Source organism: Kitasatospora sp. NPDC127116 (assembly GCF_042677365.1).
In the GTDB taxonomy this organism is placed as follows: domain Bacteria; phylum Actinomycetota; class Actinomycetes; order Streptomycetales; family Streptomycetaceae; genus Kitasatospora; species Kitasatospora lactacystinica.
Window position 1 is genome coordinate 1 of record NZ_JBHXTL010000009.1, and the last position, 13,399, is coordinate 13,399.

At 75.0% G+C, this 13,399-nt stretch carries 9 protein-coding genes; all 9 read right to left on the reverse strand.

The window, feature by feature from the left end:
- Nucleotides 1-83: 83 nt before the first annotated feature.
- The 9 genes from ACFVHV_RS05665 to pdxH all read right to left on the reverse strand — a co-directional run bounded on the left by ACFVHV_RS05665 (nt 84) and on the right by pdxH (nt 13,114).
- On the reverse strand, nt 84-797 hold the full coding sequence (locus ACFVHV_RS05665; RefSeq protein WP_359913879.1) for an AAC(3) family N-acetyltransferase: 714 nt from the start codon (nt 795-797) through the stop codon (nt 84-86).
- A gap of 155 nt (nt 798-952) precedes the next feature.
- Nucleotides 953-3,358, reverse strand: coding sequence for an FxsB family cyclophane-forming radical SAM/SPASM peptide maturase (locus ACFVHV_RS05670; RefSeq protein WP_380349012.1), 2,406 nt, complete (start codon nt 3,356-3,358; stop codon nt 953-955).
- Nucleotides 3,359-3,419: 61 nt separating this feature from the next.
- On the reverse strand, nt 3,420-3,605 hold the full coding sequence (locus ACFVHV_RS05675; protein ID WP_359913873.1) for a hypothetical protein: 186 nt from the start codon (nt 3,603-3,605) through the stop codon (nt 3,420-3,422).
- 386 nt (nt 3,606-3,991) lie between these two features.
- On the reverse strand, nt 3,992-5,059 hold the full coding sequence (locus tag ACFVHV_RS05680) for an aKG-HExxH-type peptide beta-hydroxylase (RefSeq protein WP_359913870.1): 1,068 nt from the start codon (nt 5,057-5,059) through the stop codon (nt 3,992-3,994).
- 249 nt (nt 5,060-5,308) lie between these two features.
- On the reverse strand, nt 5,309-6,469 hold the full coding sequence (locus ACFVHV_RS05685; protein WP_359913868.1) for an FxsB family cyclophane-forming radical SAM/SPASM peptide maturase: 1,161 nt from the start codon (nt 6,467-6,469) through the stop codon (nt 5,309-5,311).
- 35 nt (nt 6,470-6,504) lie between these two features.
- On the reverse strand, nt 6,505-10,518 hold the full coding sequence (gene fxsT / locus ACFVHV_RS05690; RefSeq protein WP_380349015.1) for an FxSxx-COOH system tetratricopeptide repeat protein: 4,014 nt from the start codon (nt 10,516-10,518) through the stop codon (nt 6,505-6,507).
- A complete protein-coding gene (locus ACFVHV_RS05695; RefSeq protein WP_380349017.1) occupies nt 10,508-11,896 on the reverse strand; it encodes a TIR-like protein FxsC in 1,389 nt (462 codons plus the stop codon). Before ACFVHV_RS05695 ends, fxsT begins: the two co-directional genes overlap by 11 nt.
- A 239-nt stretch (nt 11,897-12,135) precedes the next feature.
- On the reverse strand, nt 12,136-12,327 hold the full coding sequence (gene fxsA / locus ACFVHV_RS05700) for an FxSxx-COOH cyclophane-containing RiPP peptide (protein WP_359913861.1): 192 nt from the start codon (nt 12,325-12,327) through the stop codon (nt 12,136-12,138).
- Nucleotides 12,328-12,481: 154 nt separating this feature from the next.
- Nucleotides 12,482-13,114, reverse strand: a complete 633-nt coding sequence (gene pdxH / locus ACFVHV_RS05705; RefSeq protein ID WP_359913884.1) for a pyridoxamine 5'-phosphate oxidase — start codon at nt 13,112-13,114, stop codon at nt 12,482-12,484.
- Between the last annotated feature and the right edge of the window lie 285 nt (nt 13,115-13,399).

A 13,399-nucleotide genomic window follows, 5' to 3' on the forward strand; every position in this document is an offset into this window, starting at 1 on the left:
GACTTCCCGCGCGCGACGGGGACGGGTGGGGCTAGGAGGAGGGGCGGACCCAGGTGTTGAGGGGCGAGGAGAAGGGGCAGGTTTCAGGGGCGGCCGCGGCGCAGGACGGCCTCGGCGAGGTCGACGGCCTCCCGCACCGGGACGAGCCGGCAGTCGGCGGTGCCGATGCGGGCGGTGGTGATGCCGCGGGCGGTGCGCAGGACCTCCTCCCCGAGGCGGTCGAAGTGGAGGTCGTCGAGGTCGGGGGCCCGGAAGGTGGTCCAGCCGTCCGCCCCGACGCAGCGGTACTCGCGCACCGGGACGTCGGGCATGCGCAGGTCGGCCAGGTGGAAGGCGGTGAACCGGCCCATCGGCACGCCGAGCATCAGCACCCGGGCGTCCAGTTCGTAGAGCCGCCCGAGCGGCGACTCCGGGCCGAGGTGGGAGGTCAGCGGGTGGCGCCCGGTGATCTCCCGGGCGAGCCGGCCCACGGCCGCCCAGGAGGTCTGCGGGTGGTGGCTGCGCAGTGCGCCCGGGTGGGTGCGGACCGCCTCCGACAGCGCCCCCATGGAGGGCGAGGCCGGGGTGGTGGCCGGATCGAAGCGGGGCATCCGGGCCTGGTAGTCGGCCACCGCCGCCGGGGAGAGACCGGCGGTGGCGCGCTGGTGGACGCGGGAGGTGGCGGAGTTCTCGGGCGTGGCGGTGTAGGCGACCAGGGTGCCGTCGGGGCCGAGGAGTTCGAGCAGGGCCTCGACCACACCGGCCGCCCCTCCGGGCACCGGTCCGAGGGCGCGCAGGGACGCCTGGACGTGCAGCACCGTGCCCGGACGGACCCCGAGGTCGGCGAGGTCGCGGACGAGGGGATGGACGGGGGAGGCGACGGCGACGCCGCCGCGGGGTTCGGTGAGGATGGCGTTTCCCCGGGGTTGATGGCCCCGGGCGAGGGAGGACCCGGGGCGGCGGGAGTGGGAGGTCAGACCCCGGCCCGTTCGCGCCGTACCCGGTCGGCCGCCAGCTCGGCGGCGGCGGGCAGCGGCAGGGCGAGCCAGGGTGCCACGGTGGCACGCATGCCGTCGGCGAAGCGCGAGCCGGTCCCGGTCAGGGCCCCGGACGACGCCAGCCGCTCCACGGCTTCGGCGGTGTACCGCCGCCAGAGCGCGAACTGCTCCCGTGCCCGGTCGGCGGCCGGTCCCGGCAGTCCGTCGTACGCGCGGGTGCGGGTGCCCCAGTACTCGGTGACGGCCAGGTGGGCGTACGTGCCCTGGAGCAACCCTTCGAGCGGCCGGGGGTCGGGCCGCCAGGGGGCGAGGTACAGCGTGGTGTCGGCGCGGTCGTACAGGTCCGTCAGGTCCAGCACCGCGCCGAGCTTGACGTGCTGGAACTCGTGCGCGAGCAGCAGGGCGAGGGTCGGCGCGGTGGCGGGCCGGGCGATGCCGACCGCGCCGTACGCCTGTCGGGCCGCCGAGCTGACGTCCCGGCCGGTCGGGCCGGGACGCAACGGGGTGACCGTCGCCAGGCCGGCCCGGATGCCCTCCGCGTACCCGGGCAGGTCCCGGCCGAGCAGTTCCCAGGCCTCGCGCAACGCGCCCGTCCAGTCGAGCAGTTCGCCCTCGGACAGGCGGTCCGCCACCGGGTGGTCGTGGCTGTCGCGCAGCGGGTCGGTGTCCTCCAGGGCGACCGTCCAGCCGCCGGCCAGCCGGACCCGCCGCAGCGGTTCGTCCGGCACGGTGTGCACCGAGCCGTCGGACGCCCGCACCTCGAAGCCGTCGGCCCGCCCGGTGACCACGGCCTCGCCGTCGGGTACGGCGATCCGGCCGAGCGTCGGCAGGTGCAGCCACCCGCCGCGGACGGGCACCGCCACCGCGTCCCCCCGCCCGGCCCGCACCGCGGCCGCCGCGGCGAGCGCGGCCAGTGGGCCGAGCCCGACCGGCAGGTCCCCGGCGAGTCTGCGGGCCGCCCAGGAGCGGGCGTACGGGTGGGCGAGCACGGTGTCCACGGCGGCGGGGGCCGCCGTGTCGAGCTCCGTCAGCAGGGCCCACGCCTCGGCCCGCCCCTGTCCGGAGGCGTCCCAGGCGGCGGCCAGCATCGCCCGGGTGAGGGCGAGTTGGGAGCGGCCGAGCGCGGCGATGGTCTCCGCGCCCCCGTATCCGCGCGCCAGCTCGTCGAGTTGCGACGGGGTGAGCGCGCCGGGCGGCAGCGGCTCGGCGCCGGGCCGGGCGGCCTCGGCCGCCCGCACCGGAACGCCAGTCGAACTCCCGTTCCCCGCAATGCCGTTGATGAACGTCATGAGATCACCGCAGTAGACGGAGGGATGGTCGAAGCTGCCTCCTCCATCGTCGCTCCGATAGCGGTGGGCGTACAGCCCGCCACCGCAGGAGCGGACCACGGAGCAGGCGCGGCAGGCCTCGCTCAGTCCGGCCAGGCCGGACTGGCGGGCGGCGATGCCGGGGTGGCGGGCCAGGTCGTCGAGGCTGTGCGCGAAAACGTTCATGCCGGTGACGGGCGCGCCGTCGTACGCGGTCTTCAGGCTGTCGGCCTGCTCGAAGGTCCCGTCCGTCTCCAGGACCGCCAGGTCGGAGGGCTCCAGGCCGAGCGACTCGGTGAGGCTGGAGAATCCGCGCAGGGTCCGGTGCACGGACTCGAAGGTCCGTACGGCGAACGGCCGTCCGTCCGCTTCCCACAGCCCGTGGACGGTCAGCAGCCAGTCGGCGTACGGGGTGGTGGCCGGCCCGGCGGGGCGCGCGGGCGGATCGTCCCAGGTGGCGTGCGGAAGCAGGAAGTCCACGGCGGGCGGGCGGAGTTCGGCCAGCGCCCGGTACACGGCCACCGGGTCGTTCTCGACGTCCATCGTGCACAGCAGCCCGGCGAACAGGTGCCGGTACTCGGGCTCGTTCAGCAGCGCGACCGCCCGCAGCACCTGCGGGTGGCTGCTGCGTCCGTCGGCGAACCGCCGGTGGCGGTCGTTGGCGGCCCGGTCGCCGTCCAGCGAGATGCCGACCTTGATGTCCTGCTCCGCGAACAGCGAGCAGAAGTCCCGGCTCAACAGCACGCCGTTGGTGTGGATGCGCAGGTCGAGCACGCAGCCGGGCGGGAGCGCCGCCCGGAGCGTCCCGGCGGCGCGGCGCAAGCGGTCCGGGCCGGCGAGCAGGGGTTCTCCCCCGTGCAGGACGACCCGGACGGCGGGCAGCCGGTGGGCGGCCGCGTGCTCACCGATGCGCTCGGCGGCCTTGGCCATGATCCCGTCCGCGATGACCTTCGGCCGGGAGCGCCAGCTGCTGTCCGCGTGCTCGTAGACGTAACAGTGGTCGCAGGCCAGATCGCACCTGCTGTGCATCTTGACCACGAACTGCGTCAACGGCAGCGGAATCGACGTCGTCATGGAACTGTTCGGCTCGGTTCGGTCTGCTCGGTCTGGGTTCCGCTCGGAGGTCCGGGTCGGGTCAGATCGAGGAGTTGAAGGCAGCGACCGGCACGAGGCCGGATTCCGCGCCGGGGAGCGCGCGCTGGAGCCGGGAGGCGAGTTCTTCCGCGCCGAGCGCGGCGAGATCGGCGAGGGAGGGGCGTTCCGGCGTCTCCTGAGGGTCAGTGAGCTTGCCGGCCGGCCTGATGCTGGTTACCGGGGTCATATTCGTTTCCTTAGGCGCGGTTAGGACCTGCCGAGGGTGGGTAAGCCCACCCGGTTGCGACCAATGTAGTGCCAGCGAAGACTCCGCGCGGCACCTTGCGGACTCACGTTGAACTCCCCAGGCGGTCCACGTCGTACGACAGCGCGTTGAGCCCCCAGAATTCACCCGTTCAGCGGTCGCGCACTTCGCCCTGGCGCACGCCGAAGCGCACCGCCGGGACGAGCGCCCGGACGAACACCCGGGCCCGCATCCGGAGGAGAACCCGGAGGAGGCCCCGGACGGGAACCGGGACCAGCACCTGAAGCAGTACCTGGACACACCCCGGGAGTGCCCGGGGAAGCCCTCCGGCAAGCACGCCATCCGGCCAAGCGTCCGATGTCCGGGATTCATTCCCCCGGCTCGCCGAGCTCCCGGACGGTCCGCACCAGCTCCTCGGTGAACTCCAGCCCGCTCGACGTCAGTTCGCCGCAGCCCAGGAGCGTCCGCCCGGCGGCCAGGGTGTGCGTCCGCCAGCGCGCGAACTCCCCGTGCGCGCGGGCGGCGTCGCCCGCCCCGGCGGCCGCCTCCGCCCGCCAGAAGTCCGCCACGCCCAGGTGCGCGTACGCCCCCTGGAGCAGCGCCCCGGCCGGGCGCGGGTCGGGCCGCCAGGGGGCGTGGTGGACGGCCGGGCCGTTGGGGCGGTGCAGCGGCACCAGGTCCAGCAGGGCGCCGAGTTGGACGTGGAGGAACTCGTGCACCAGGGCCAGCGCCAGCAGCACCGGATCGCCCGGCAGCGAGGCCGCCACCGCGCCGTAGGCCCGCCGGGCGGCGGCGCTCACCGCCTCCCCGCCGGGGGCGGGCCGCAGCGGGACGACGGTGGTCACGCAGGCCGCGACGGCCGCCGCATGGCGGCGGTGACGGCGCACCAGGATGTCCCAGGCCTCGGACAAGCGCTGCTCCCAGAGCCCGATTTCGGCGTCGGCGAGCGGACCGGCCGGCGGACGTCCGTAGTCCACCCGGCGCGGACCGGCGTGGTCGATCGACGGCGCCCAGCGCAGCCCGTCGCACTCCAGCGCGAGGGGCGCGCCGGAGCCGGGGCGGAGGAACTCGCCCAGTCCGCCGAGCGGAACGTCCTCGCCCGCCGCCGCGCCGCGCAGGCAGTCGGCCGCCCAGGCGTCCAACTCGGGCCGCAGCAGCACCTCCTCCCACTGGTCCCGGTCGTCCCGCTGCAGCGCCCGCACCCGGGCGTACGCCTCCCGGTAGCCGTCGTGCTCCGGCACCGCCCGGCGCAGCGCCAGCAGCAGCAGCGCCCGCTTGCTCAACTGCCCGCCGCGCAGCAGCCGGACGGCCTGCGGCCCGCCGCGCGCGCCCGCGATCGCCCGGAACGTCTCCCGGTCCACGCCGTGCCGGGGCAGCCCGTCCGCCCCGCGGGCGCCCGGTACCCCGGCCGCCACCACCTCGCCCGTACCCGCCACCGGTCCTCCTCCTCGTCCGTTCGGCTCCCGGCCCGGTCGGCCGGCCCATCGCCCAACCCGCCGGGTCCGCCCGCAGTCTCCCCGCGCCGGGGCGGATCAGCCGGACGGCGGCCGGGCATGACCCGGACGGGTGAGCCGAACCGCCGCCCGCCGACGTCCGACGCCTGACGCCTGACGCCTGACGCCCGACGCCTGACGCCCGACGCCCGACGCCCACCAGGAACCCACCGCCCGGCCCCGCACCGGTCCTCAGCTCCCCGCCAGCCCCGCCACCCCCGCCCGCAGGCGCCCCGCGATGTGCCGGACCAGCCGGTCCAGGTCCGCGCAGTACACCGACGGGTGCCCGAAACCGTCCCCCGCGTACCGGTGCGCGTACAGCCCCCCGCCGCAGACCCGGGCCAGCGGGCAGCCGGCGCAGACCGGCCCGAGGCCCGCGAGGCCGCGCTGGCGGGCCCGGAAGGCCGGGTGCGCGCCCGCCCGCGCGAATCCGTGCCGCCACACGTCCAGGCCGGTCCCGGGGGCGCCGTCGTAGGCCACCTTGAGGCTGTCCGCCTGCTCGATCGTCCCGTCCGCCTCGACCACCACCAGGTCGACGGGCGCCAGCCCGACCGCCTCGCTGGCCGCCCGCCCGCCGAGCAGCAGCACCGCCAGTTCCTCGAACAGCCGTACCCCGGTCTCCCGGCGCGGCGCGTCGTACCAGCGGTCGAAGGCGGCGATCAGCCACTGCCCGTACGGCGCCGGCTCCGCGCCCGACGGCGGCGCGGCCGGCACCGGCCGCGGCCGGACGCCGGGCGGCGGCTCCCGCCAGGTCGCGTGCGGCAGCAGCAGGTCGATCCGGGGCGGCGCGAACTCCAGCAGCGCCTCGTAGGTGGCCACCGGGTCGGACTCCAGGTCGACCACGCACAGCAGGCCGGCGAAGAGGTCCCGGTGCCGGTCCGAGCCGAGCAGCCGCACCGCCTCCGCGGTGCGTGCCCAACTGCCCGCGCCGGAGGGCAGTCTGCGGTGCCGGTCGTGGTCGGCCCGGGTGCCGTCCAGCGAGACCCCGACCGCGACCCGGTGGCGGTGCAGCACGTCGAGCAGGGCCGGTTCGTCCAGCAGCCGCAGCCCGTTGGTCTGCACGGTGAACCGCGTCCGGGGCCGGACGGCCGCCAACTCGGCCAGCAGCGCGTCCAGATGGGCCGCGCCGACGAGCAGCGGCTCGCCGCCGTGCAGCACCACGGACACCTCGTCCAGCCCGTGCTCGGCCGCGTGCTCCTCGATCCGCCGGGCGGTGCGGCGGACGGTCGCGAGTTCCATCCGCCGCGGCCGCCCGCGCCAGCTCTGGTCCGCGCCCTCGTACACGTAGCAGTAGTCGCAGGCCAGGTTGCACCGACTGTGGATCTTCAGCAGGAACTGCCGGAACGGCACCATGCCGGTGAGCCTAGGCCACGCCGGCCGACCGTCCGTCACACGTGCGGCGGCTCCACGTCGGAGTCCAGCCGCGTCCCGGCCCGCACCGCGATCGTCGTCGGGTGCTCCTCCCCCAGGGTGATCCGGGCCCGCCGGATGCAGTCCGCCCGCAGCTCCGCCGCCCGCTCGGCGTACCCGAGGGCGGCCATCGACAGCGAGAGGTTGGAGTTGATGCCGATGGAGTCGTAGTGGTCCTGGCCGAGGGCCTCGGTCATCAGCGGCGCGGCCTCCAGTTCCAGGTCGAGCGCGTCCTGGAGCTCCCCGGCCAGCGACAGGTCGTTGGCGTGGTTCATCATCGCGATCGGGATGTAGAGGTGGTGCGCGCCGAGGACGGTGCGGAACTGCGCCAGCGTACGGCCGGACAGCTCGCGCGCCTCCGTCGCGCGCCCCGCCAGCCGCAGGTACACCGAGAGGTTGTTGGCGCCGGCCAGCGTCACCGGGTGGTTCTCGCCCAGGTAGTCGCGGTACCGCGCCAGCGCCCGTTCGGCCAGCGGGATCGCCCGCCCGGTGTCGCCGAGCGCGTTGAGGTCGCTGGCCAGGTTGGTGGCGGCGGCCAGGGTGTCGGGGTGCTCGGGGCCGTTGATGTCCAGGTAGCGCTGGTAGATGTCCTCGTCGATCTCCAGGGCCTCGTGGTACCGGCCGGCCCGGCGCAGCGCCACGGCCAGGTTCTTGCGGGCGCGCAGGGTGTCGGTGTGGCTGTCGCCGATGGTCTGCTGGTAGATCCGGACGGTCTCCTCCAGCAGGTCCAGGGCCTCCCGCAGCCGCCCGGTCTCGCGCAGGTCGCGGGCGTAGTTGGAGGCCGAGGAGAGCGCGTAGAGGCTGTGCGCGCCGAGCGCGTCGCGCTGCTGGAGGTAGTTGCTGCGGTGCCGCTCCAGGGCGGCCCGGCGGTCGCCGGCCAGGTAGTCGGAGACGGCGAGGTTGTTGGTGATCATCAGGGTGCGGGGGTGGTCCGGGCCGAGGGTGCGCCGGGCGGCGTCCAGGGTGCGGCGGTCGAGCGCCCGGGCCTCGTCGTAGCGGCCGAGGAAGCGCAGGTCGGCGCCGAGGCTGTTGGCGACGGCGAGGGTGTGGGAGTGCTCCGGGCCCAGGGTCGCGGTGAAGCGCTCCAGGATGTCCCGGTCCATCTCGTACGCCTCCTGGAGGGCGCCCTGGGAGCGGCGGATGTTGCTCAGCTGGGTGCGCAGCATGAGCGTCTGGGCGTCGTTGTCGACGTCGAAGCCGGGCCCGCCGTAGCCGTCCTGGCGCCAGTGCTCCAGGGTCCGTTCGGCGAGTTCCCGGCCGGACTCGTGCAGGCTGCGCTTCCACTGGTAGCGGACCGAGTCGATGATCCACTGCCGGACGTCCTCGTCGGCGCTGTCGAGCGCTCCGGACGGCCAGAGGTGGGGCAGGAGTTCGGCGTACTCGGCCCAGTTCACGGGCACGTCCGGGTCGCCGGGGTTGGCGGTGGCGAGCGCGGCGTGGACGACGCCGCGCAGTTCGGCCCGCCGCTCCTCCTCGACCTGGTCCCGCAGCACCGCCTGGACCAGCCGGTGCACGGTGATGGTCTCGCTGCCCTGGTCGGTGCGGGCGAGCCCGAAGCGGTTGATGGCGCGCAGGAACTCGCCGATCGCGAGCTTGTCGCGGGGCGCGCGCGGGGGCAGCCGCAGGGCGCGGGTGACGGCCCGGCTGTAGAGCAGCCGCATCGGGATGGCGTCCGGGCCGAAGAAGGCGCAGATCTCCAGGATCTGGGCGGCCGGGGCGTTCATCCGGCGCAGCTCCTCGACCGAGATGCGCCAGGTCGCGGCGGCCGAGTGCGGGTAGTCGGCGGCGCGCAGCCGGGTGCGCTCCAGCATCTCGGTGAGCTCTTCGTCGAGCAGTTCGAGGTAGGTGGCGATCGGCATCGACGTCTCCTGGAGCCAGACGGCGGCCTGGCCGACGGCGAGCGGCAGGTCGCCGAGGCGCTGCGCGACCTGGTCGGCGTCCTCCGAGGAGAGCCCGCCGTTGAAGCGGCGCAGCAGCCGGACGCTCTCCTCGCGGAGGAAGACGTCGACCTCCACCAGGCCGGCGTGCCGGGCCCAGCCCTGGTTGCGGGAGGTGATCAGCACGTGCCCGCCGGAGGAGCCGGCCGGCTGCCAGGGGGCGAGCTCCTCGGGGGTGCCGGCGTTGTCGAAGACGAGCAGCCACCGGCGGTACGGCTGGCCGCGGCGCAGCGCGTCGAGCACGGCGGCGGCGGTGTGCGCGACGTCGTCGCTGGTGGGCACGCCGAGCCGGGGCGCGAGTTCGGCGAGCTTCTGCGGGATGTTGGCGGGCTCCTCGGCGGGCACCCACCAGACCACGTCGTAGGCGGCCTTGAAGCGGTGCGCGTACTCGGCGGCGATCTGGGACTTGCCGGCGCCGCCGAAGCCGTAGAGCACCTGGCTGAGCACGGCGGCGGGCCCGCCGGTGAAGCGGTTGCGGAGCAGTTCGAGCAGCTTGCCGCGGCCGATGAAGGCGGCGTTGCGCGAGGGCGCCTCCTGGACCTGCGGGGCAGTGCCGGGGAACCGCGCGGGGGCGGCGAACTCCCCGCTGTCGGTGTCCGATTGGCGGCTGCTGCCGGGCGGCGGGCCGAGTTCGGCGTAGAGCTGGGACTCGGCGCCGACCGCGGAGGAGCGGACCAGGTCGGGCACCGGCGGCCCGGTGAACGGGCGGGGCACCGGCTCGTCCGAGTCCTGGAGCCGGAAGGCGACCAACGACGGTGATCCGGAGGCGAGTTCGCGCCCCTGGAGGAGCTGCCAGACCTCGGCCGCGCGGGGCAGAGCGGTGTACTCGGGCGAGAGCAGCGCGAGCAGCCGGCCCTGGCCGTCGACCGGCCCGGCGACCTCCGGCGGCCGGGGGCCGCTGTACGGCTCGGCGGCGCTGTGCAGGGAGGTCTGGTAGCCGAAGCGGGTGAGCGTCCCGGCGGCCCACTCGGCCCACATCCGGTCCTCGGGGGCGTAGCTGACGAACACCTGGCGCGGAACCGCCCGGGCGGAGCGCAGGTAGGCGCCGTAGAGCCGGCGGCGGGTCTCGGCGGTGAGCGGGCGAAGGGCGCGGACCCGGCCGTCGGTGATCCAGCCGGCCAGCCGCTCGAAGGCGTTGAGCAGGCTGCGGGCCTCCTGCGGCCGGTCGGCGACGGTGGCGGGCACCTCCTCGTAGGCGTAGAAGGGCTTGTACGGCACCTCGACGTCGGCCCAGTAGCCGGCCCGGCGGTCGCCGGCCAGCCAGCGGCCGAGGTAGGGGGCGAAGGCCTCGCGGGCGTAGTCGCGGCCGGCCTCCAGGCGCTCCTGCTCGGCGTCCTCGACCCGCATCGGCACCGGCAGGACCCGGATCGCCCGCTCCTCGGCCGCGGCGATGTCGCGGGCCGCGTCGACGCCGCCGCGGATGTTCTGGACGCTGAAGGTGAAGCAGTCCACCACGGTGTCGGGCATCAGGACGGTGCAGATGCCGGAGGTGTCGCTGACGCCGGTGCGGCTGTCGATGAGCACGTAGTCGTAGCCGCGGGCCCAGCGGTCGCGCAGCTCGCGCAGGAACTCGCCGCCGCGGATGTCCCGGCCGTGGTAGAAGCTGCGCCAGTTGAAGCTGGTGACGGCGGCGGCGTAGGCGGCGTTCTGCCGGCCGGCGGGCAGGAAGTCGAGCCGGCCGCCGGGCGGCAGGTCGAGGGCGAGGCCGCAGACGTAGCCGTCCAGGCGCCCGGGCTCGTCCAGCCAGGCGGCCGGGGACTGCCCGACCGGCCCGGTGGCGGAGGGCAGCGCCTGCTTGACGTAGGAGCGCAGCAGGTCGATCAGGCCGTCGGTGGAGTGCAGTTCCGGGTCGACCAGCAGCGGGTGGTAGTACCGGTGGAGGCCGGGCGCCTCCAGGTCCCAGTCGACGACCAGGACGCGCAGGCCGCGGCTGGCGAGGATCCAGCCGACGTTGGCGAGCGCCATGGTGCGGCCGGTGCCGCCCTTGAAGGAGTAGAACGTGACGACCGATCCCGGTCCGCCGCGCTCCGGATCCGCGCCGGGCTCAGTGGTCATCGTTCTTCTCCCCCCTCAGCGGGACAGCGGTGTCCTTGCCCCGGCTCTGGTGCGGCAGGTCGGTGGAACCCGGGAGGCCCCGGTTGACGCGTGCGGGCCCCGGGCGGGGTCCCGGCGGGCCGGCCGGGATGGTCAGCCCGGGCATCGCCGGGCCGGTGTCCGGGCCGCCGGGGCCGAGGCCGAAGGCGTCGCCGCCATCGTCCCCCCAATCCAGGTTGTCGTCCATGAGCTTGTTCTGAGCGACCGTCACCATGATGGTGAGGTCGTTGTCGAAGCTCTCCCGGCTCACTTTGACCCGGAACAAGTGCTCCAGGTCGCTCCGGCGCAGCCAGTTGCGCCGGAACACGTCGCGCACGCCCGCCCAGAGCGCGTCGCGCCCCGGCCCGTCGGCCGGGTCACCGCTGCCGGTGGGCACCATCACGCCGGTGACGGGGTGGTTCTGCTCGTCGTACGCGCGCAGCGCGGAGCGGTAGCGCTCGGCTCCGGCCACCCACGGGTCCACCAGCAGGATGCTGACCTGGCTGTCCTCGCGGGCCTGGTCGAGCTTGTCGGCGAGGGCGGTGTCGACCTCCTCCAGCGTGGTGGTGTGCCCGGCACCGGTGATCACCTGCTGGGCGCGGGCCGCCAGGGAGGGCTGGACGGGCGGGTGGTAGGGCGCCCAGTGCCACGGTTTGGAGCCGTACCAGCCGCCCTCGGCGGCGGACTCCGAGGCGCGCCCGGCCGCTATGAACAGCCGCACCATCCCGGGGGCGGACGCCGCGGGCGGCGCCGCCGGGGGCGGGAAGTAGCCGCGCACGGCGCCGAGGTCGAACTCGGGCAGCTCGCCGAGCCGGCGCGCGGCCGCGTCCCGGACCCGCTCCGCGACCACCCGGACGACCTGCTCGTACGCCCCGCCCTGCGCGGTGCGCAGCAGCGCCCGCAGGCCGTACCGGGCGTAGGCCTCGCCCATGTCCGGCTGGGCCCACTGGATCTTGTTGACCTCGTCGGCCAGGTCGCCCGGCTCGACGGGTTCCCAGAGCACCGGGACGAGCGCCGGGATGAGTTCCCCGGTCTCCTCGTGGTGGCGCCGGACCCGGCCGCGGAAGGCGGTCCACTCCTTGCCGCAGTAGAGGCTGGTGAAGTAGGCCGGGGAGTAGAGCGCGATCATGGTCCGGCTGCGGCCGAGCATCGTGGCCAGCCGCTCGGCCCAGTCGTCGCCCAGGCGCAGCTGCTCGGTGTCCCGGTAGGCCAGTTCCTCGCCGCGCACGCCGGTGCCGACCAGCCGCCCGAGTTCGTCCCGCAGGTCGTTGAAGAACTGGTTGACGAAGGCGTCCTCGGCCTCGAAGTCCCGACGCGCGTAGCTGAAGAAGAAGTACGGCCGGTGTTGTTCCTGCTCCATCACCTGTTCCCCCCGTGCCCAACGGTCCGCGACGGCGCTGGTTTCATACCCCAGCATGTCCCGAACTCCACCGTCCACGCTGGCGAGTTGGCGGATTCGACCGCCTCGGTGGGTTTAGCCGGTGGTCAGGCGCACTTCCCCGGCCGGGGGCGCTCCGGCGCTCAGGGGGCGCACCGGTGGGGGCGCGGGCGCCCGTCGGGCTCGACGCGCCGGGCGCGGGGGCGCGGGCTCCCGCGGTGCTACCGGTCGAGCGCCGACTGGAAGGCCGCGAGCGGCTCCGCGCCGGGGGTCAGGGCGTCCGCGACCACCCGGCGCAGCAGGTCACCGAGGACGGTGTCGGGCAGGGCGTCGAGTTCGTCGAGCGGCAGGGCGGCGACGTCGACCAGGTCAGAGCCGAGTCCAGCGGCGGTTCCCGCACCGGTGACGCCCATCAGTCCCTCACTCAGTCCCTCACTCGATCGTGTCGGCACGGCGGGCCGCCGGCCGGAGCTGCATCGGCCCAGGTCCGCGACGGGCATCCTACCGGACGGATGACGGTCCATCAGCTCCGCGCGGACGCCGCGCGGAGCCTTTGGGCCGAAGGGATCACGGGCAGAGCCGCTCCACCCGCCACCCCGTCGGGTCGGACGGGTCGGCGACGTAGCGGAGCCGGTCGTGCAGCCGGTTCTCCCGGCCCTGCCAGAACTCGACGCTCTGCGGGACCACCCGGTACCCGCCCCAGAACGGCGGGACGGGCACGCCCTCGCCCTCCGGGTAGCGCCGCTCCAGCTCGGCGTAGCGCTGTTCGAGGACCTCCCGGCCGCCGACCGGGCTGGACTGCTCGCTGGCCCAGGCGCCCAGCTGGGAGCCGTGCGGGCGGGTGCGGAAGTAGGCGGCGGTCTCGTCCCGGCCGACCTTCTCCACCCGGCCCTGGACGATCACCTGGCGGGCCAGCGCGATCCACGGGAAGAGCAGCCCCGCGTACGGGTTGGCGGCCAGCTCGGAGCCCTTGCGGGAGCCGTAGTTGGTGAAGAACACGAAGCCGCGCAGGTCGTAGCCCTTGAGCAGGACGGTGCGCGAGCTGGGCCGCCCCCCGGCGTCGGCGGTGGAGAGCACCATGGCGTTGGGCTCCACCACCCCGGCGTCGTCCGCCTCGTGGAACCAGCGGGTGAACTGGCCGATCGGCTCGGGCGCGAGCCGCTCCTCGACCAGGCCCTCGTGGCTGTAGTGCTTGCGCATCACGGTGAGGTCCGGGCCGGGGCGGGCCTCGTCGGCCAGGGTCCGGTTGGCGGGGCTCGGGGGCGTCGACTGGGCGCGATCCGGGGTCTGCACGCCAACATCATCCCGTACGACAAGCAACCGGCGCCGCTACCTACGGACAAACCCCGGTGGGAGATGAGGTGGCCCGCCGCCGCTTGACCGACCGCCCCGCGGGGAATTGTCCGGAACAGGGCGTTTGGTTCCCGGGATCGCAGGGGTTCCGGGGCTCCCCCGGGCGCGACCGGCCCGTCCGGCGGGCAGGTC